Origin of the sequence: Streptomyces sp. UG1 (assembly GCF_049974585.1) — a bacterium.
In the GTDB taxonomy this organism is placed as follows: domain Bacteria; phylum Actinomycetota; class Actinomycetes; order Streptomycetales; family Streptomycetaceae; genus Streptomyces.
Genome location: NZ_JBNGGG010000042.1, coordinates 97,757 through 117,242 on the forward strand (window position 1 = coordinate 97,757; position 19,486 = coordinate 117,242).

The 19,486-nt window shown below is 70.1% G+C and carries 15 protein-coding genes; 9 read left to right on the forward strand and 6 right to left on the reverse strand.

The window, feature by feature from the left end; all coding sequences use genetic code 11:
* Nucleotides 1-14: 14 nt before the first annotated feature.
* The 4 genes from ACP4J3_RS38310 to eccCa all read right to left on the reverse strand — a co-directional run bounded on the left by ACP4J3_RS38310 (nt 15) and on the right by eccCa (nt 7,034).
* The gene (locus ACP4J3_RS38310; protein ID WP_426540945.1) at nt 15-2,000 is read right to left on the reverse strand and encodes an ATP-binding protein; all 1,986 of its coding nucleotides are present in this window, start codon (nt 1,998-2,000) and stop codon (nt 15-17) included.
* Between the two features lie 99 nt (nt 2,001-2,099).
* Nucleotides 2,100-2,417: a DUF397 domain-containing protein gene (locus ACP4J3_RS38315; protein ID WP_426540946.1), complete on the reverse strand. Its 318-nt coding sequence runs from the start codon at nt 2,415-2,417 to the stop codon at nt 2,100-2,102.
* Nucleotides 2,418-2,526: 109 nt separating this feature from the next.
* The gene (locus ACP4J3_RS38320; protein ID WP_426540947.1) at nt 2,527-2,916 is read right to left on the reverse strand and encodes a hypothetical protein; all 390 of its coding nucleotides are present in this window, start codon (nt 2,914-2,916) and stop codon (nt 2,527-2,529) included.
* Nucleotides 2,917-3,089: 173 nt separating this feature from the next.
* Nucleotides 3,090-7,034, reverse strand: coding sequence for a type VII secretion protein EccCa (eccCa, locus tag ACP4J3_RS38325; RefSeq protein WP_426540948.1), 3,945 nt, complete (start codon nt 7,032-7,034; stop codon nt 3,090-3,092).
* A gap of 274 nt (nt 7,035-7,308) precedes the next feature.
* Between eccCa and eccD the strand changes: the two genes are divergently transcribed.
* The 6 genes from eccD to ACP4J3_RS38355 all read left to right on the forward strand — a co-directional run bounded on the left by eccD (nt 7,309) and on the right by ACP4J3_RS38355 (nt 14,416).
* Nucleotides 7,309-8,766 (forward strand): type VII secretion integral membrane protein EccD, encoded by a 1,458-nt coding sequence (eccD, locus tag ACP4J3_RS38330; RefSeq protein WP_426540949.1) that lies wholly within the window; start codon nt 7,309-7,311, stop codon nt 8,764-8,766.
* A 189-nt stretch (nt 8,767-8,955) separates the two neighbouring features.
* The gene (rpsO, locus tag ACP4J3_RS38335; RefSeq protein WP_059415298.1) at nt 8,956-9,243 is read left to right on the forward strand and encodes a 30S ribosomal protein S15; all 288 of its coding nucleotides are present in this window, start codon (nt 8,956-8,958) and stop codon (nt 9,241-9,243) included.
* 311 nt (nt 9,244-9,554) lie between these two features.
* Nucleotides 9,555-11,774 carry a polyribonucleotide nucleotidyltransferase gene (locus tag ACP4J3_RS38340; protein WP_426540950.1) on the forward strand — a complete coding sequence of 740 codons (2,220 nt, stop codon included), beginning with the start codon at nt 9,555-9,557 and terminating at the stop codon, nt 11,772-11,774.
* Nucleotides 11,771-13,150, forward strand: coding sequence for a M16 family metallopeptidase (locus tag ACP4J3_RS38345; protein ID WP_426540951.1), 1,380 nt, complete (start codon nt 11,771-11,773; stop codon nt 13,148-13,150). Before ACP4J3_RS38340 ends, ACP4J3_RS38345 begins: the two co-directional genes overlap by 4 nt.
* Before the next feature lie 43 nt (nt 13,151-13,193).
* Nucleotides 13,194-13,946 carry a 4-hydroxy-tetrahydrodipicolinate reductase gene (gene dapB, locus ACP4J3_RS38350; protein WP_426540952.1) on the forward strand — a complete coding sequence of 251 codons (753 nt, stop codon included), beginning with the start codon at nt 13,194-13,196 and terminating at the stop codon, nt 13,944-13,946.
* 17 nt (nt 13,947-13,963) lie between these two features.
* On the forward strand, nt 13,964-14,416 hold the full coding sequence (locus ACP4J3_RS38355; RefSeq protein WP_426540953.1) for a hypothetical protein: 453 nt from the start codon (nt 13,964-13,966) through the stop codon (nt 14,414-14,416).
* A 140-nt stretch (nt 14,417-14,556) separates the two neighbouring features.
* On the opposite strand, the gene ACP4J3_RS38360 is transcribed toward ACP4J3_RS38355, so the two are convergent.
* Together ACP4J3_RS38360 and ACP4J3_RS38365 are read right to left on the reverse strand one after the other, a co-directional pair.
* Complete coding sequence (locus ACP4J3_RS38360) at nt 14,557-15,111, reverse strand: hypothetical protein (protein ID WP_426540954.1); 555 nt, start codon at nt 15,109-15,111, stop codon at nt 14,557-14,559.
* 124 nt (nt 15,112-15,235) lie between these two features.
* Entirely contained in the window at nt 15,236-15,472 is a 237-nt protein-coding gene (locus ACP4J3_RS38365; protein WP_426540955.1) for a hypothetical protein, read from the reverse strand.
* Between the two features lie 171 nt (nt 15,473-15,643).
* Between ACP4J3_RS38365 and thyX the strand changes: the two genes are divergently transcribed.
* From thyX to ACP4J3_RS38380, 3 genes are all read left to right on the forward strand, one after another.
* Nucleotides 15,644-16,399: an FAD-dependent thymidylate synthase gene (gene thyX, locus ACP4J3_RS38370; protein WP_426540956.1), complete on the forward strand. Its 756-nt coding sequence runs from the start codon at nt 15,644-15,646 to the stop codon at nt 16,397-16,399.
* 200 nt (nt 16,400-16,599) lie between these two features.
* A complete protein-coding gene (gene dapA / locus ACP4J3_RS38375; RefSeq protein ID WP_426540957.1) occupies nt 16,600-17,499 on the forward strand; it encodes a 4-hydroxy-tetrahydrodipicolinate synthase in 900 nt (299 codons plus the stop codon).
* Between the two features lie 158 nt (nt 17,500-17,657).
* Entirely contained in the window at nt 17,658-19,343 is a 1,686-nt protein-coding gene (locus tag ACP4J3_RS38380) for a ribonuclease J (protein ID WP_426540958.1), read from the forward strand.
* Nucleotides 19,344-19,486 lie beyond the last annotated feature (143 nt).

Genomic DNA, 19,486 nt, shown 5'->3' on the forward strand with positions numbered 1-19,486 from the left:
CATGCCGTACGTGCCTACGAGGCTATCCCGGTGCCCGCCGAGCGGATCCGGAGGGCCTTCGCCCCGCGCTCGGTGGCGACGAGCAGGATGCCGTCGGAGGAGAGGTCGGCGGCGGTGAAGGGCGTGTCGGAGACCATCGCGGCGACGACCTCCTGGCTCCCCCGGTCCCAGACCCGCAGATAGTCCGCGCCACGGCTCAGCCCCAGCGGCGCGGCGGCCCGCTCCTCCTCGGAGGGACGCAGAATCCGCGCGGGGTCGAGGTCGGTGTCGGTGTCCGTATCCGTATCCGTGTCGGTGTCGGTGCCGCCGAGGAGACCGGCCTGTACGAGCCCATGGACGAGCACCGCGGAACCGGATTCCTCGCCGGGATCGCCGACCGGCAGCGCACCGGGCGTGCCCGCGGGCACGACGAGCACGGCGACAGGGGTGGCCGGCCTCTCGGGCCGGGGCAGACTGCCGACGGTCGCGGCGGTGATCCCGGGGACGGGCAGGCTCCACAGGGTCTGCCACGGCAGCTCCATACCGAGCCGGCCGTGGATGGCCTCGGCGTACTCGGGCAGCCCGTCCTCGACGAACGCGCTCTCCAGCAGAGCGGCCCGCAGCGTGACAGGGGCCTGGGTACGGGTCAGCAGAGGGGCCGTACGAAGGTAGGTACGGGCGGGTGCACCCAGCGCCTCGGTCGGTACGGCCTCGACGGCGGCGCGCAGCGGCACCGGGTCGGCGTGGACGAACAGCCCCGGGTCCGTGAGGAGTTGGGGCAGCAGGCCCGCCTCCAGGGTGTGGCCCGCGATGTGGTCGCGCACGTACGGATCGGCCCTGCTCCAGTCCTGCTCCGGCACGGCCTCCAGCAGCGCCATCGCGATCTGCGTCTGGGCGGCCCGGACGCTCGGCAGACCGGCGCGGATCTCGTCCCCGAGGGCCGGGTGCAGCAGCCGCAGCAGCGTACGGCCGCCGCCCGCTCCCGCTCCCTCCTCTTCCCGGTCCTCGGGCTGGACGAAGGGCCCGGCGAGGAGCATCCCGTCCGCCATGGCCCGGCTCATGTCCTGCTCGGCGACCGCGCTCGCCAACCGCGCCCACAACTGGACGGGTATCCCCTCGCCCTCGGCCAGGGCGAGCGGCGCCAGCAGCAGCCGTAGCGTCCGCGGGTCGGCACCGAGCCGCCGGGCATGCAGGTCGAGGGACTCACCGACTGAGGTCGGCAACAGGCTCTCGTCGGCCGGGTCGAAGCCCTCCGGGGCCATCAGGACGCAGCGGACGGCGAGTTCGACGACGAGCGGGCTCGTCCCTGCCCGGCGGCCGATGGCCGCGCCCAGGGCCAGACGTGCGGCGGGATCGACCGTGAACGGCAGCTCGGGTGCCCCGACCTCCGGATTCAGCGCGGCCCGGGCATGCAGCACCAGGCCCTCCGGGTCGGCCCACTCCCGCTCGTCGAGATCGATGACCTGGACGGCGTCGGACGGCAGGATCTCGGCGAGCTCGGCGGCAAGCCGGCGCGGCACCTCGGCCAGCAGCCGGACCGTCTCGGTGGCCGCCAGGGGTGCGAGGACGTCCCGTACGAGCCGTTCGGGCTCGCCCGCGGCGCGCACCGGGCCTGCGCGGTCGACGTCCGGTACGACGACGGTCACCGGCTCGTCGAGCGCGGCCAGTTCGGCGTAGACCCCCTCGGTGCTGGTGGCGTTCAGGCCGTAGTGGTCGGCCAGCAGCCACAGCACCTGGGCCGCCGTCAACCCTTCGGCGGACGGCACCGCGGGGGCCGGCAGCTCCGGCGGCACCGTCGACGGATCCATCTCGGCCAGCGGCAGCCGCTTGCGGTACTCCGGCTCGCACAGCATCAGGAACCCGGTGAGCAGCCGCGAACGCCCGCTGCCGGAGCTGCCGGTGAGCACGACCACGCGTGGCGCGCCGGGCGCGGCCCCACGCCACGCGGCGAGCGCGCGCAGGGCGGCGCCCCGGCCACCTATGTGGGAGTGCGGTGCGTAGTCGTCGGTCGAGCCGGTCATGGGTCCCCGTCCTCCGCCGTCGCGGATGCCTTCGCGCACGGCGCCGATCTGTTCGCGTACGACGTCGATCCTAGGCGGCCGACCGGGGCTCCGAGCCCCTCAGTCGGCCGTCACGCCCCCGTTGTGCGGCGTCGGCTCCAGGTCGAACTCCCCGTCCCGCGCCCCCAGTACGAACGCCCGCCACTCCGCCTCGGTGTACCGCAGCACCGTGTCGGGGTCGAGGGAGGACCGCATGGCCACCGCGCCCTCGGGCAGGTACGCGATCTCGACGCGCTCCTCGTGCTCCTCGGTACCGGGCGCGCAGTGCCACTCGACCCCGGAGATGTCGAGGGCGTACAGCTCGTCGCGCTCCCGCTCCTTGCGGGCCTTGATGTCCTCGGCCTGAGTCCCGACCTCGTTGTCCCGTGCCTCGGTCATGCTGCTGGGCCTCTTCCTGATGTGCGAACGACGGACGTGTCTCACCTTACTGGCGTCGATCGCCCCGCATGTGCCCGTCGGAATCAGAGGTCCTGGTCAGAGGTCCTGATCAGAGGAGGTCCTGGTGAGGCCGCAACCTGGCGTGTGCGACCCCGGAGGGCACCTCCACCTGCCCGTCGTACTGGGCCATCGTCTCCTTCCAGATGGCTTCCTGCTCGGCCTCGTTCTGCTCGTGCGCCACGCCCATCTTGCCGAAGGCGACCCCCATCCCTGCGATCCGCTCCGCCAGGCTGGCCATCGATTCGTACATGCCGTCGCGCAGGCCCTCGTAGACGACGCCGAACTTCTCGCCGATGTCGTCGTCGCCCCACGGCGGGGTGTCGCCCTCCTCGAGCGCGGTCAGCCCCGTCTGCAGCGCCGTCACGGCCTTGGCGAAGTCCACCCCGACGTTGAACATGTGGAAGCCCTCGGTCTTGAGGACCGCGGGATCGGAGTCCATGTATTCCGACGGCACAACTGCCCCCCGTGGCTCGTCATTTATGTCTCTCGCACCTGTGTCCAGGTCGCACCGCCACCTTAACGCCGGGCCCCTCGACAGCCCCACCCCCAAGGGCAACAGGAAGGGGCGGCACCCACCCGGGTACCGCCCCTGAACACTGGACCGACCGATCCTCAGAACCGGTTCGGCAGCCATCCCGTCTGGATGAGCTGGCCACCGCGCCGGCGCGTGTGGAAGTAACCGCGGCCGGGCGGGAGCTGCGACGCGGTGATGTTGCCGAGCAGCGCGCCCTCCGAGCGGTCGCCGGAGAGCACCACGCCCTGGGCGCCCAGCTCACGCATCCGCTGCATCACCGGCTCGTACAGCGACCGGCTCGCACCGCCCGAGGCACGCGCGATGATGACGCGCAGACCGATGTCACGGGCGAACGGCAGGTACTCCAGGAGCGGGGCCAGCGGGTTTACGCCGGTCGCCACCAGGTCGTAGTCGTCGACGATGACGAACGCGTCCGGGCTGCTGTACCAGCTCCGGTTGCGCAGTTGCTCGGGCGTGACGTCCGGGCCGGGCATCCGGCGGTGCATCGAGCCGGCCAGGCCCTCCAGCGTCTCCGTGAGGGCCGGCGCCGACGCGCAGTACCGCGACAGGTGCGAGTCGGGCACGCCCTCCAGGTGGGCACGCCGGTAGTCACCCATGACGATCTTCGCCTGGTCCGGCGTGTAGCGCTCGGTGATCTGCTTGACCAGCATCCTCAGCAGCGCGGACTTACCGGACTCGCTCTCACCGAACACGATGAACAGCGGGTCCGTCTCGAAGTCGACGAAGACCGGCGACAGCGACGACTCGTCGATACCGATGGCGACACCGCGGTCCGGGTGCTCGAAGCCTTTGGGCAGGCGGTCCGCCGGCATCATCGTGGGCAGCAGTCGTACGGCCGGGGCGTGGCTGCCCTGCCAGTTGTCGTTGATCCCGCGGATGAGGATCGACGTCGCCTCCGACAGGTCGTCCGTCGCCGAGGAGCCGTCCACGCGCGGCAGCGCCGTCATGTAGTGCAGTTTGTCCGGCGTCAGACCACGGCCCGGCACGGTGGCGGGGACGTTCTGCGCGACCTTGCGGTCGATCTCCGACTCCGTCGGGTCACCGAGCCTGAGCTCGATGCGGTTCTGCAGCATGTCCTTGAGCGCCGGTCGCACCTCGGTGTAGCGGCTGGCCGTGAGGATCACGTGCACACCGAAGCCGAGGCCGCGGGTCGCGATCTCCGTGACGGTCGACTCGAGCAGCTCGTAGTCCGTCTTGAACGTGGCCCAGCCGTCGATGACGAGGAAGACGTCACCCCAGTGCTGGTCGGGCAGTTGGCCCGCGGCGCGGCGCTGACGGAAGGTCGTGATCGAGTCGACGTTGTTGACGCGGAAGTACTCCTCGCGCGCTTCGAGGATGCCCTCGACCTCGCTGACCGTACGGCGCACCTTCTCGGCGTCCAGACGGTTGGCGACGCCGCCGACATGCGCCAGATCCTCCATCGCGATCAGGCTGCCGCCGCCGAAGTCCAGGCAGTAGAACTGCACTTCGGACGGCGTGTGGGTGAGGGCGAACGACGAGATGAGGGTACGCAGCAGCGTCGACTTGCCGGACTGCGGACCACCGACGAACAGACCATGGCCCGCACCGCCCGCGAAGTCCCGGTACAGCACGTCACGCCGCTGCTCGAACGGCTTGTCCACCAGGCCGACCGGCACATTGAGCCGGCCGAGCGCGGTGTAGTCGGGCGCGGTCAGGCCGCGGTCCTGGGTGACGGCGAGCTGCGGGAGCAACTGCTCCAGCGACGGCGCCTCCTCCAGCGGGGGCAGCCACACCTGGTGGGCGGGCGGACCCTGGTTGACCATCCGGCCGACGAGCACGTCCAGGACGGTGTCGGCGAGCGCGTCGTCCACCCGGTTGTCGGGCTCCGGCTCCTCGATCACCGGCTGCGGGGGCAGCGCCACGTGCTCCGCGGAGAACAGCGCCGGCCGCAGCTGCGTCGAACGGTGCACACGGGACGGGCCCTCACCGTGGTACGGCCCCGACACGTACGCCGCCTTGAAGCGGACCATGGTGTCGGTGTCGTAGCGCAGATAACCGGAACCCGGGATCGACGGCAGGTGGTAGGCGTCCGGGACACCGATCGCCGTACGGGACTCGGCGGCGGAGAAGGTCCGCAGACCGATCCGGTACGACAGGTATGTGTCCAGGCCGCGCAGCTTGCCCTCCTCCAGGCGCTGCGACGCCAGCAGCAGGTGGATGCCCAGCGATCGGCCGATACGTCCGATCTGGATGAACATGTCGATGAAGTCGGGCTTGGCGGTGAGGAGTTCGGAGAACTCGTCGAGCACGATCACCAGCGACGCCATCGGCTCCAGCGCGGCGCCCGCCGCCCTGGCCTTCTCGTAGTCGTGCAGGTTGGCGTAGTTGCCCGCCGAGCGCAGCAGCTCCTGGCGGCGCTGCGTCTCACCCATGATCGAGTCGCGCATCCGGTCGACGAGGGTGAGGTCGTCCGCGAGGTTGGTGATCACGGCCGCGGTGTGCGGCATGTCCGCCATACCGGCGAAGGTCGCACCACCCTTGAAGTCCGCGAGGATGAAGTTCAGCGTCTCCGAGGAGTGCGTCACCGCGAGCCCGAGCACCAGCGTGCGCAGCACCTCGGACTTGCCGGAACCGGTGGCGCCGACGCACAGGCCGTGCGGGCCCATGCCCTCCTGCGAGGCCTCCTTGAGGTCCAGCATGACCGGCTCGCCGTTCTCACCGACACCGATCGGCACCCGCAGCCGCTCGTGCAGCGTGCGCGGACGCCAGGTGCGGGAGACGTCGACGGTGCCCGCGTCGCCGATGCCCATGAGGTCCGTGAAGTCCAGGTTGGACAGCAGGGGCTCGCCCTCCTCGGCGGACCCGACCCGGAAGGGGGCGAGCTGCCGCGCCAGGGACTCGGCCTGCGCCGGGTTCAGCACATCGGGCTTGCCGGTGTACGCGGACTCGTGGCCGACGAACAGCCGCATCCGGTCCGGCTTGGCGTACACCGTCAGACCGGCGCGCAGCTCTTCCTCCAGCGGGCCGGGGGCGATCTCCAGGAAGGTGACGCCCTGCAGACCCTCGCTGCTGGCCAGTTCGGAGTCCGGCGGCACGGTGCCGCCGTCGAGCACCACGATCAGGTGCGGCTGGTCGTAGACGGGGGTCGCCTCCCGGTTCCAGCGGGGCCGGTCGCCCAACTGGTCCGCCAGCGCCTCCTCCAGCTCACCGAGGTCGTCGAAGAGCAGCCGGGTCGAGCCCGCGCCGTCCTTGGCCTTCGGATGCTGGCTGTGCGGCAGCCACTTGATCCAGTCCCAGTCCGCCGCCGCGGAGGGGTGCGCCACCACGGCGATCATCAGGTCCTCGGGCGAGTGCAGCGTCGCGAGCTGCGACAGGGTGGCCCGGGCGTTGCCGTACACCGTGTCCGAGTCCCCGCAGACCGTCACGTGGTAAAAGGCGCGCAGCGAGATGGAGACGGGCAGATCGGACAGCGAGCCGTGCGCGTCGAGGAACGCCTTCATGGCGGCCGCGGTCAGCGGCTCCAGCTCGTCCTTGGGCGCCGTCTCCGGCGCGACGAGCGGAGTGTTGAGCTGCTGCACACCGCGCCCGATGCGTACGGAGGCGAAGTCCGCGTCCGTCGGCCGCCGCTCCCACAGCCGCTTGCCGTCGGCCGCCACCGCCCAGAGCTGCTCCGGGTCGGGGTGCTGGAAGAGCTGGCTCTGCCGCTGCAGCTCCGCCGTCTTGTGCACGTCCTTGCGGACCTGCTCCAGATAGCGGAAGTAGTCACGCCGGTCCTGGGCCATCCCCGCGCCGCCGCCCTGCCGGGACTTGGCGAACTGGGCGATGGCCATGGCCAGCGTCGAGGCCAGCATCAGACCACCGACCACCCTCATATAAGAGGGCAGGTTGGGCATGAAGAAGAAACCGACCGAACCCAGCATGCCCATCATGGGCAGCAGGTTCATCAGCATGCTCTCGTCGCCCTCGCGAGGGATCTCGGGGGGCGTCTCCAGTTTGACCTCGCCGTCCGGGACGGCCGGGGGCACTATCCGCGGTGGCCGCTTGATGATGACGACGCTCACCGATGCACTCATCCTTCGCGATTGATACGTACGTCCTGGCACCGACGCCCCCGTTGTACCGCGACGTGTTCTCGTTCGCGTAGGCGTCGTTCGCGTAGAGGTCGATCCTACTGATGCGGCAGGTGCCCGATGGAGTCAGGCGGATGGAGATGCGGCGCAGGTCCTGGGAGGAATGCGGGAGGTAGGTCCTTCCCCGGGCACGGCAGCGGATAGGGTGGCGAGCCGCGTCGTAGGAGCGGCGTGAAGAAGCCTTGTCTAGCAGGGGGAACACCAGGTGAGCACGGGGACTTCGACAGGTTTCTGCCGAATCACCATCGCAGCGCCGGACAGTCGCGTCGATGTGGCGCTGCCGGAGGACCTGCCGGTCCAGGACCTTTTTCCCGAGATCGTCAGACTCTCGGGCCTGGTCCAGTCGGACACCAGTCCCGCCGGCTACCACCTTGTGACCCGCGAGGGCCAAGTGCTGGACGCGAGCCGGTCGTTGCTCGAGCACCGGGTCAGGGACGGCGAGGTGCTGCTGCTGCGCACCTTCGCCGACTCGCTGCCGCCGGCGGTCCATGACGACGTGGTGGACGCCATCGCCGCGGCGGTCAAGCAGGACGTCCGCAGCTGGAACGACAACCTGATGCGGGTCGCGGGCCTGGTCGCGGGGTCGCTGCTGCTGGTCATGCTCGGCTTCGTCTTCTGGTTCGCCGATCCGGTACGGCACGACATGCACGGCCTGCAGGGCATCCTGGCCGGCGTGACCGCGCTCGCCCTGACGTCGCTCGCCGGGGTGCGGGCCCGGGTGTACGAGGACCGCGGCGCCGCCGTCGCGCTCGGCGTCTCGGCCCTGCCGCACGCGCTCATCGCCGGCTCCGGTGTCATCCCCCAGGACGCGGGCGAGGGCCCCGGCAGGATCCAGTTCCTGGTCGGCTGTGTCGCCGTACTGCTCTGCTCCGTCGTACTGATCATGCTGCTGCCGCAGGGCGACGCCCCGTTCGTGGCCGCCGCGCTGGCCTCGGCCATCGGCACGCTCGCCGTGTTCTGCGGCGTGCTCACCGAGGCCGAGCCTCGCGAAATCGCCGCCGGCACCACGGTCGTCGCCCTGGCGGTGGTCGGCTTCCTGCCCGGCTGGTCGGCCCGCTTCGCCAAGCTCCCGATCGGCTTCCGCAACCCCGAGGACCTGGCCCGCGCCCGCCGCGAGGGCCGCGAGGGCGACCTCGAGGCCGTCGACGTCCAGCGCATCGTCGCCCAGACCAGCCGCGGCCACGAGCTGCTGCTGGGCCTCGTCGGCGGTTGCGCCGCCGTGATCATCGGCGCGGGCGGCGCGGTGCTCGGCTTCAGCGACAGCGGCTGGGCCCAGCTCCTGGCCCTGTGCACCGGCCTCGCCGCGATGCTGCGGGCCCGGCTGTTCCGCTACACCGCCCAGGTCACCTGCCTGTTCGTGGCCGGTGTCGTCACGCTCGCGCTGCTGGTCCTCGGCCTCGCGATCTCGCCGCCGGCCGACATCATCATCGATCTGCTCCAGGGCGACTCCGGCCCGGTCGACGTACGCACCCTGTGGCTCGGCGCCTCGGTCGGGGCGGGCGTGCTGCTGCTGATCGCGATCGCCCTGATCGTCCCGCAGAAGGGGCTCTCCCCCTTCTGGGGCCGCATGCTGGACCTCGCGGACTCGCTGGTGCTGCTGTCCCTGGTCCCGATCTGCCTCGCGGTCCTCGACGTCTACGCCAAGGTCCGCGGCGGCCTCTGACGGGCGGGGAACCGCCGGTCAGGAGCGTGCCTGCGGGCTGGTACGCTGTGTAACGGCCGTTTGTGTACGCGTCCCCGGTCCACCTGGGGGCAGCGCCCAGCGGATCCCCGCCTCCCGAGTCATGGAAGCTCCCCTGAGATGAAGACCAGGGGCACTCGGTGGCAAGAAGAAGACTCACGAGGAGTACGCGTGTCGCTCGACGCCGCTACGAAGAAGCAGATCATGTCCGAGTTCGGTACCAAGGAGGGTGACACCGGCTCCCCCGAGGTCCAGGTCGCTCTGCTGTCGCGTCGGATCTCCGACCTGACCGAGCACCTCAAGACCCACAAGCACGACCACCACTCCCGCCGTGGTCTGCTGATCCTGGTCGGTCAGCGCCGTCGCCTGCTGCAGTACCTGGCGAAGAAGGACATCCAGCGCTTCCGTACGCTGGTCGACCGCCTCGGCATCCGCCGCGGTGCGGCGGGCGCCAAGTAGGACGCCATGAGGGGAGCGGTTCCCGAACGGATCGGGGGCCGCTCCCTTTGCCGTACGTACGGACCCTTTGCTGTGCGTACGGAAACGTGCGGAGTGTCACACCCGCTTTGTAGTGTGGTAGCACAACGCAGTGACACGAGGAGAAGTGCACCTCGCCGCCGCCGGTCCTCGGTAGTGGCCCCCGGGCGATGCGAACCCCGGGTGCTTCGATCGAAGACCGGCCCGCACCAGACGGAGCGCTTCTCCGCCCACGTCCCTCCGCCACACGGGCGGATCAGGACAAAAGACGAAAAGTAACGGAGAAAACGCTAGTGGAGAACGAGACCCACTACGCCGAAGCCGTCATCGACAACGGTTCCTTCGGCACCCGCACCATCCGCTTCGAGACGGGCCGCCTGGCCAAGCAGGCCGCCGGCTCCGCCGTGGCGTACCTGGACGACGACACCATGGTGCTGTCGGCCACCACCGCCTCCAAGAACCCCAAGGACCAGCTCGACTTCTTCCCCCTCACGGTGGACGTCGAGGAGCGGATGTACGCCGCCGGCAAGATCCCCGGCAGCTTCTTCCGCCGCGAGGGCCGCCCCTCCGAGGACGCGATCCTCACCTGCCGCCTCATCGACCGCCCGCTGCGCCCGTCCTTCAAGAAGGGCCTGCGCAACGAGATCCAGGTCGTCGCCACGATCATGGCGCTCAACCCCGACCACCTGTACGACGTCGTGGCGATCAACGCCGCCTCCGCGTCCACGCAGCTCGCCGGTCTGCCCTTCTCCGGCCCGATCGGCGGCGTCCGCGTCGCGCTGATCCGCGGTCAGTGGGTGGCTTTCCCGACGCACACCGAGCTCGAGGACGCCGTCTTCGACATGGTCGTCGCGGGCCGCACCCTGGAGGACGGCGACGTCGCGATCATGATGGTCGAGGCCGAGGCCACCGAGGGAACCATCAAGCTGGTCCAGGGTGGCGCCGAGGCCCCGACCGAGGAGGTCGTCGCCGCCGGTCTGGAGGCAGCGAAGCCCTTCATCAAGGTCCTGTGCAAGGCCCAGGCCGACCTCGCCGCGAAGGCCGCCAAGCCGACCGCCGAGTTCCCCATCTTCCTGGACTACCGGGACGACGTCCTCGAGGCCCTGACCGCCGCCGTCAAGCCGGAGCTCGCCTCCGCGCTGACCATCGCCGGCAAGCAGGAGCGCGAGTCCGAGCTGGACCGCGTCAAGGCGCTCGCCGCCGAGAAGCTCCTGCCGGAGTTCGAGGGCCGCGAGAAGGAGATCTCCGCCGCGTACCGCTCGCTGACCAAGACCCTGGTCCGCGAGCGCGTCATCAAGGAGAAGAAGCGCATCGACGGCCGCGGTGTCACCGACATCCGCACCCTGGCCGCCGAGGTCGAGGCCATCCCGCGGGTCCACGGCTCCGCCGTGTTCGAGCGTGGCGAGACCCAGATCCTGGGCGTCACCACCCTGAACATGCTCCGCATGGAGCAGCAGCTGGACACCCTCTCCCCGGTGACCCGCAAGCGCTACATGCACAACTACAACTTCCCGCCGTACTCCACCGGTGAGACCGGCCGCGTCGGCTCTCCGAAGCGCCGCGAGATCGGCCACGGCGCCCTCGCGGAGCGTGCCCTGGTCCCGGTCCTGCCGACGCGCGAGGAGTTCCCCTACGCGATCCGCCAGGTCTCCGAGGCGCTGAGCTCCAACGGCTCGACGTCCATGGGCTCGGTCTGCGCCTCCACCATGTCGCTGCTGAACGCCGGTGTGCCGCTGAAGGCCCCGGTCGCCGGTATCGCCATGGGCCTGATCTCCCAGGAGATCGACGGCGAGACGCACTACGTCACCCTCACCGACATCCTCGGTGCGGAGGACGCCTTCGGCGACATGGACTTCAAGGTCGCCGGCACCAAGGAGTTCGTGACCGCCCTCCAGCTCGACACCAAGCTGGACGGCATCCCGGCCTCCGTCCTGGCCGCCGCCCTGAAGCAGGCCCGTGACGCCCGCCTCCACATCCTCGACGTGATGATGGAAGCGATCGACACCCCGGACGAGATGTCCCCGAACGCGCCGCGGATCATCACCGTGAAGATCCCGGTCGACAAGATCGGCGAGGTCATCGGCCCCAAGGGCAAGATGATCAACCAGATCCAGGAGGACACCGGCGCCGAGATCACCATCGAGGACGACGGCACCATCTACATCGGCGCCGCCGACGGCCCGTCCGCCGAGGCCGCCCGCACCACGATCAACGGCATCGCCAACCCGACGATGCCCGAGGTCGGCGAGCGCTACCTGGGCACGGTCGTCAAGACCACCACCTTCGGCGCCTTCGTCTCCCTGCTCCCCGGCAAGGACGGTCTGCTGCACATCTCGCAGATCCGCAAGCTGGCCGGCGGCAAGCGCGTGGAGAACGTCGAGGACGTCCTCGGCGTGGGCCAGAAGGTCCAGGTCGAGATCGCCGAGATCGACTCCCGCGGCAAGCTCTCCCTCGTTCCGGTGATCGAGGGCGAAGAAGCTGACGCCGACAAGAAGGACGACGCCGACAAGTGACGTCGAGTAGCTCCACGGCGACGGCCCGCACCTCCTCGGAGGCGCGGGCCGTCGCCCGTACCCAAACCCTCATCAAGGGCGAGAACGGCATCGGCACCGTCCGCAAGACCACCCTCCCGGGCGGCCTGCGCATCGTCACCGAGACCCTGCCCTCGGTCCGCTCCGCCACCTTCGGCATCTGGGCCCACGTCGGCTCCCGCGACGAGACCCCGGCCCTGAACGGCGCCACGCACTACCTGGAGCACCTGCTCTTCAAGGGCACCGCCCGCAGGTCGGCGCTGGACATCTCGTCCGCCATCGACGCGGTCGGCGGCGAGATGAACGCCTTCACGGCGAAGGAGTACACGTGCTACTACGCGCGCGTGCTCGACACCGACCTGCCGCTCGCCATCGACGTCGTCTGTGACATGCTGACCGGCTCGCTCATACTCGAAGAGGACGTCAACGTCGAGCGCGGCGCCATCCTCGAAGAGATCGCCATGACCGAGGACGACCCGGGCGACTGCGTGCACGACCTGTTCGCGCACACCATGTTCGGCGACAACCCCCTCGGCCGCCCGGTCCTCGGCACCGTCGACACGGTCAACGCCCTCACCGCCGACCGCATCCGCCGCTTCTACAAGAAGCACTACGACCCGACGCACCTGGTCGTGGCGGCCGCCGGCAACATCGACCACAACAAGGTCGTACGACAGGTCCGCGCGGCCTTCGAGAAGGCGGGCGCCCTGAAGAACCCGGCCGCCACCCCCATCGCCCCGCGCGACGGACACCGCGCCCTGCGCACCGCGGGGCGTGTCGAGCTCCTCGGCCGCAAGACCGAGCAGGCCCATGTCGTCCTCGGCATGCCCGGCCTGTCCCGCACGGACGAGCGCCGCTGGGCACTCGGCGTCCTCAACACCGCCCTCGGCGGCGGCATGTCCTCCCGCCTGTTCCAGGAGGTCCGCGAGAAGCGCGGCCTGGCCTACAGCGTGTACTCGTACACCTCGGGCTTCGCCGACTGCGGCCTGTTCGGCGTGTACGCGGGCTGCCGGCCCTCGCAGGTCCACGACGTGCTGAAGATCTGCCGCGACGAACTCGACCACGTCGCCGAACACGGCCTGCCCGAGGACGAGATCGACCGTGCCATCGGCCAGCTCCGCGGCTCCACCGTCCTCGGCCTTGAGGACACCGGTGCGCTCATGAACCGCATCGGCAAGAGTGAGCTGTGCTGGGGCGAGCAGATGTCCGTCGACGACATGCTGACCCGGATAGCGTCGGTGACCCCGGACGACGTCCGCTCGGTCGCCCGCGACATCCTGGGCCAGCGGCCCTCGCTGTCGGTCATCGGCCCGCTGAAGGACAAGCAGGCCTCCCGCCTGCACGACGCCGTCGCCTGACCTCTCCGCCCTCGGAAGATCCGACGTAAGGAAGCAAGAAGACATGAGCAAGCTGCGCGTGGCGGTCCTCGGTGCCAAGGGCCGGATCGGCTCCGAGGCGGTACGGGCGGTCGAGGCCGCCGAGGACATGGAGCTGGTCGCCGCCCTGAGCCGGGGCGACAAGCTGGAGACCCTGGCGGAGACGGGCGCCCAGGTGGCCGTCGAACTGACCACGCCGGGCTCGGTGATGGCCAACCTCGACTACTGCGTGAACCACGGCATCCACGCGGTCGTCGGCACGACGGGCTGGACCGACGAGCGCCTCGCGCAGCTCAAGGGCTGGCTGTCCGCCTCCCCGGAGACCGGCGTCCTCATCGCGCCGAACTTCTCCATCGGGGCCGTCCTGACGATGAAGTTCGCGCAGATCGCCGCCCCGTACTTCGAGTCGGTCGAGGTGGTGGAACTGCACCACCCGAAGAAGGTCGACGCCCCCTCCGGCACCGCCACCCGCACCGCCCAGCTCATCGCCGAGGCCCGCCGCGCCGCCGGCACGGCCCCCGCCCCGGACGCCACGGAGACCGCCCTGGACGGCGCGCGCGGTGCGGACGTCGACGGGGTGCCGGTCCACGCGGTCCGCCTGCGCGGCCTGCTGGCCCACCAGGAGGTCCTGCTCGGCGGCGAGGGCGAGACCCTCACCATCCGCCACGACTCCCTCCACCACAGCAGCTTCATGCCGGGCATCCTGCTCGGCGCGCGCCGCGTGGTGACCACTCCGGGCCTGACCTTCGGCCTGGAGCACTTCCTGGACCTGGGCTGACACGAGGCCCCGAGAACATGCGCGCGAAGATCTCCTACGCCATAACGGCCGCCGTCCTGGTCGTGTATTTCGTCCTGGTCGGCAGCCGTGGCGTGCTGCTCATCCAGTCCGGCACGCTCCTGACCGTCACGTTCGGCGTGGCGGTGCTGATCCTGCCGGTCATCGGGCTGTGGTTCCTGTGGAAGAACACCCAGTTCGTCCGCCGGGCCAACGCCCTCGCCGCCCAGCTCGACGCCGAGGGCGGCCTGCCCGTCGACGAGCTGAAGCGCACCCCCAGCGGCCGCATCGACCGCGACTCGGCCGACGAGGTCTTCGCCAGCCGCAAGGCCGAGACGGAAGCGGCCCCCGACGACTGGCGAAGCTGGTTCCGCCTCGCCGTCGCCTACCACGACGCCCGCGACACCCCGCGGGCACGCAAGGCGATGCAGCGGGCCATCGCGCTGCACGACGGCAAGACCGCGCAGGTCTGAGCCGACCGTGGAGGTCCGGCCGATCGTGGCGGCCTGAGCCGTACGGCATCCGCCGGATCCGTACGCAGCCGCTCGATCCGTACACCGAAGGGGCCGGCCCGCTCTCACCTCGGACCGGCCCCTTCGGCACTCCGTCTCGATCAGCCGCGCGTATTCTCCGCCGCCCACGCCTCGATCGCGTCGGCCGCCCGGTCGAACGCCGCGACCCGCGCCAGGAAGTCCGCGTTGTGCGTGGTCATCAGCGTCGGCATGTCATCCGCCGACCGACCCTGCCGTACGAGCATCAGCGCCTGCCCCTGCACGGTGCGCGGCAACCCCAGCCAGCGCACCGGCTGCTGCACCGTCCGCACCGCGACGACCTGCTCCCAGGGCACCGTACGCGTGACCAGGAAGTTCACCCGGCGCAGCCCGCGCGCGCTCACCCACACACCCGCGCGCAGCAGCCGCAGGGCACAGGCGATGACGGCGAGCGCGATGCCGAAGATGACGGCCGCCTCGTTGACCGTGCCGGTCAGGGCGATGATGACCGCCGCGAACAGCACGAACGAGGCGAGCAGCAGCCCCAGCGCCGCCATGCCCACCCGCCACGGCCCGGGACGGTAGGGACGCCGCCAGCGGTCGTGGTCGTCGAAGGGCAGCGCGACGTCGTCGGCAGCCTCGAACGCGCGGTCGGCCGTCAGGAAGGGCAGGGGCACGGCTGGTCCTCACTCAATCCATGCATGGGTTGTGCCCGGTGAGGCTATCGACCTGAGTGCCCGCTCACCACCCGCGGGGGGCCATGGGGGTGCCTCTCACGCCATTCGGGCTGTGGGGGAGAGGTCAGTGCCCCTGGGACGCCTGCGACGGCTGGGTCTGCGTGGCGGTGTCCGTGGACAGCGCCGGCATGCCGACCACCAGCGAGCCGACCAGACCGGCGACGATGGTGAGCCCCAGCAGCCAGCGTCCGGCTATCTGACCGGCGGACGCCCGCTCACGGGGCGGGGGAGCGACATTGCTGCGGAACCTGTCGGCCTCGGCGAGGAAGGCGAACGGGACGGGCTCGCGCCGACGGAACATCGGGGAACGTCTCCTCTCGGGATCGTCGGGATCTTCGGGATCGTATGAACGACCATCACCAACACAGACGAGCGAGTGCCCCAAAAGGTGCCCGGTTTCGCCAACTTCACTCGGTCACGATCGTGATCGTCCCGTTTGGTGGGCCGTAGAGTGGCGTCGCCAAGTGATGTGATGGGAAGGACCCTCCGAATCGTGACCCCCGACGACGAACTCAAGATCGACCTCCGCGGCGATGTCACCGTTGAACTGGTCAAGCACAGCGCGGCAGACTCCGACGTCCTGTTCGCGGCTCGTGTGTCGACCGTTGGGGAGCAGTCCCTGGACGAGCTGAGCAAGGATCCGGAGCGTTCCAAGGGGCTGATCAACTTCCTCATGCGCGACCGGCACGGCAGCCCCTTCGAGCACAACTCGATGACCTTCTTCATCAGCGCCCCGATCTTCGTCTTCCGCGAGTTCATGCGGCACCGCGTGGGCTGGTCCTACAACGAGGAGAGCGGCCGCTACCGGGAGCTCCAGCCCGTCTTCTACGTCCCGGACGAGTCCCGCAAGCTGGTCCAGGAGGGCCGCCCGGGCAAGTACGTCTTCGTCGAGGGCACCCAGGCCCAGCAGGAGCTGGTCGGCCGCGTCATGGAGGACTCGTACCGGCAGGCCTACGAGGCCTACCAGGAGATGCTCGCCGCCGGCGTCGCCCGCGAGGTCGCCCGCGCCGTCCTCCCGGTCGGCCTGTTCTCCTCCATGTACGCCACCTGCAACGCCCGCTCGCTGATGCACTTCCTCGGCCTGCGCACCCAGCACGAGCTGGCCAAGGTGCCGTCCTTCCCGCAGCGGGAGATCGAGATGGTCGGCGAGAAGATGGAGGCGGAGTGGGCCAGGCTCATGCCGCTGACGTACGCCGCCTTCAATGCGAACGGCCGCGTGGCGCCGTAACGCAACCCGGGCACGGGGGCATGGTTCAGCCTCATGAAGTGTCCGTATTGCGGCATTTAGAGAAGTTCATCTAGCCTGATCAAACGGGCCCGGCACTGCTTGAACCCCCGAGCAGGCAGTGCCGGGCTCCACATTTGTCCTGACTTTCCCGCACCCCCCGAGGGCAGACCAGGCCGGGCGCAACGAGTAGCGTGTAACCCATGGCTCCGACCTCCACTCCGCAGACCCCCTTCGGGCGGGTCCTCACCGCCATGATCACGCCCTTCACGGCGGACGGCGCACTCGACCTCGACGGCGCACAGCGGCTCGCCACGCACCTGGTGGACGCAGGCAACGACGGCCTGATCATCAACGGCACCACCGGCGAGTCCCCCACCACCAGCGATGCGGAGAAAGCGGACCTCGTACGAGCGGTGCTGGAGGCGGTCGGCGACCGGGCCCATGTCGTGGCGGGCGTCGGCACCAACGACACCCACCACAGCCTCGAGCTCGCCCGCACCGCGGAGCAGGTGGGCGCACACGGACTGCTGGTGGTCACGCCGTACTACAACAAGCCCCCGCAGGAGGGCCTGTACCGGCACTTCAAGGCCATCGCCGACGCCACCGAGCTGCCGGTGATGCTCTACGACATCCCCGGCCGCAGCGGCGTCCCGATCAACACCGAGACGATCGTCCGCCTCGCCGAGCACCCGCGCATCGTCGCCAACAAGGACGCGAAGGGTGACCTCGGCCGGGCGAGCTGGGCCATCGCCCGCTCCGGCCTCGCCTGGTACTCCGGCGACGACATGCTGAACCTGCCGCTGCTCTCCGTGGGCGCGGTCGGCTTCGTCTCCGTCGTCGGCCACGTGGTCACCCCCGACCTGCGGGCGCTGGTGGACGCGTACGTCTCCGGCGACGTCCAGAAGGCCACGGAGATCCACCAGAAGCTGCTCCCGGTCTACACGGGCATGTTCCGCACCCAGGGCGTCATGACCACCAAGGCCGCGCTCGCCCTCCAGGGCCTGCCCGCCGGACCACTGCGCGCCCCCATGGCCGAGTGTTCCCCAGAGGAGATCGAGCAGCTCAAGATCGATCTTGCCGCAGGCGGGGTACAGCTCTAACACCAGACTTCGCGCGCCCGGCGCGCAAACGGACTCCACAACTGAATAAGCGGGCCACCGGTGCCTGCACAGCACACACAACGACAACTGCTTCTGCACGAACGTCACGCGCGCCACGTGCCCGACCGGTACGTGGCGCGCGTGGTGAGGAGAGTCTTTTGAGTCATCCGCATCCTGAACTCGGCCCGCCGCCGCCGCTCCCCGAGGGCGGCCTGCGGGTCACCCCACTCGGCGGCCTCGGCGAGATCGGCCGGAACATGACGGTCTTCGAGTACGGCGGCCGCCTGCTGATCGTCGACTGCGGAGTGCTCTTCCCCGAGGAGGAGCAGCCCGGAATCGACCTGATCCTGCCGGACTTCTCGTCCATCAGAGACCGCCTCGACGACATCGAGGGCATCGTCCTCACCCACGGCCACGAGGACCACATCGGCGGGGTCCCCTTCCTCCTGCGCGAGAAGCCGGACATCCCGCTGATCGGCTCCAAGCTGACCCTCGCCCTCATCGAGGCCAAGCTCCAGGAGCACCGCATCCGCCCCTACACCCTCGAGGTGGCAGAGGGGAACCGCGAGCGCATCGGCCCCTTCGACTGCGAGTTCGTCGCGGTCAACCACTCCATCCCGGACGCCCTGGCCGTGGCGATCCGCACCCCCGCCGGCCTGGTGGTCCACACGGGCGACTTCAAGATGGACCAGCTCCCGCTGGACAACCGGCTGACCGATCTGCACGCGTTCGCACGGCTGAGCGAGGAAGGCATCGACCTCCTCCTCGCCGACTCCACGAACGCGGAGGTCCCGGGCTTCACCCCGCACGAGCGCGACATCTCCAACGTCCTGCGCCAGGTCTTCGCGGGCGCCCGCAAGCGCGTCATCGTGGCGAGCTTCGCCAGCCACGTCCACCGCATCCAGCAGATCCTGGACGCGGCTCACGAATACGGCCGCCGGGTCGCCTTCGTCGGCCGCTCGATGGTCCGCAACATGGGCATCGCGCGAGACCTGGGCTACCTGAAGGTCCCACCGGGCCTCGTGGTGGACGTCAAGACACTGGACGACCTCCCGGACAGCGAGGTGGTCCTGGTCTGCACGGGCTCCCAGGGCGAACCGATGGCGGCCCTGTCCCGCATGGCCAACCGCGACCACCAGATCCGCATCGTCGAGGGCGACACGGTGATCCTCGCCTCGTCCCTCATCCCCGGCAACGAGAACGCGGTCTACCGCGTCATCAACGGCCTGACCCGATGGGGTGCGAACGTCGTCCACAAGGGCAACGCCAAGGTCCATGTCTCGGGCCACGCCTCGGCAGGCGAGCTGCTGTACTTCTACAACATCTGCCGCCCGAGGAACCTGATGCCGGTGCACGGCGAATGGCGCCACCTGCGCGCCAACGCCGAACTGGGCGCCCTGACCGGCGTCCCGCACGACCGCATCGTCATCGCCGAGGACGGCGTCGCCGTCGACCTCATCGAGGGCAAGGCGAAGATCTCCGGCAAGGTCCAGGCGGGATACGTCTACGTCGACGGCCTGTCGGTCGGTGACGTGGGCGAGCCGGCGCTGAAGGACCGCAAGATCCTCGGCGACGAGGGCATCATCTCGGTCTTCGTGGTGGTGGACTCCTCCACCGGCAAGATCACGGGCGGCCCGCACATCCAGGCCCGCGGCTCCGGCATCGAGGACTCCGCCTTCGGGGACGTCATCCCGAAGATCACGGAGGCCCTGGAGCGGTCGGCCCAGGACGGCGTGGTCGAACCGCACCAGCTCCAGCAGTTGGTGCGTCGAACCCTCGGCAAGTGGGTCTCGGACACGTACCGACGCAGGCCGATGATTCTGCCTGTGGTGGTGGAGGTCTGACGGTCCGTCGGACGTTCGACTGTGTGAACCCGGAGCGGGGGGGGGGGGGGGGGGGGGGGGGGGGGGGGGCGGGGGGGGGGGCGGGGGGGGGGGGGGGCGGGGGGGGGGGGGGGGGGGGGGGGGGGGGGGGGGGGGGGGGGGGG

Excerpts from the sequence above, each read along its gene's own strand:
- ACP4J3_RS38310 (WP_426540945.1), bottom strand. The coding sequence starts at position 2,000 with ATGACCGGCTCGACCGACGACTACGCACCGCACTCCCACATAGGTGGC.
- ACP4J3_RS38315 (WP_426540946.1), bottom strand. The coding sequence starts at position 2,417 with ATGACCGAGGCACGGGACAACGAGGTCGGGACTCAGGCCGAGGACATC.
- ACP4J3_RS38320 (WP_426540947.1), bottom strand. The coding sequence starts at position 2,916 with ATGGACTCCGATCCCGCGGTCCTCAAGACCGAGGGCTTCCACATGTTC.
- dapB (WP_426540952.1), top strand. The coding sequence starts at position 13,194 with ATGAGCAAGCTGCGCGTGGCGGTCCTCGGTGCCAAGGGCCGGATCGGC.
- ACP4J3_RS38355 (WP_426540953.1), top strand. The coding sequence starts at position 13,964 with ATGCGCGCGAAGATCTCCTACGCCATAACGGCCGCCGTCCTGGTCGTG.
- ACP4J3_RS38365 (WP_426540955.1), bottom strand. The coding sequence starts at position 15,472 with ATGTTCCGTCGGCGCGAGCCCGTCCCGTTCGCCTTCCTCGCCGAGGCC.
- thyX (WP_426540956.1), top strand. The coding sequence starts at position 15,644 with ATGGGAAGGACCCTCCGAATCGTGACCCCCGACGACGAACTCAAGATC.
- dapA (WP_426540957.1), top strand. The coding sequence starts at position 16,600 with ATGGCTCCGACCTCCACTCCGCAGACCCCCTTCGGGCGGGTCCTCACC.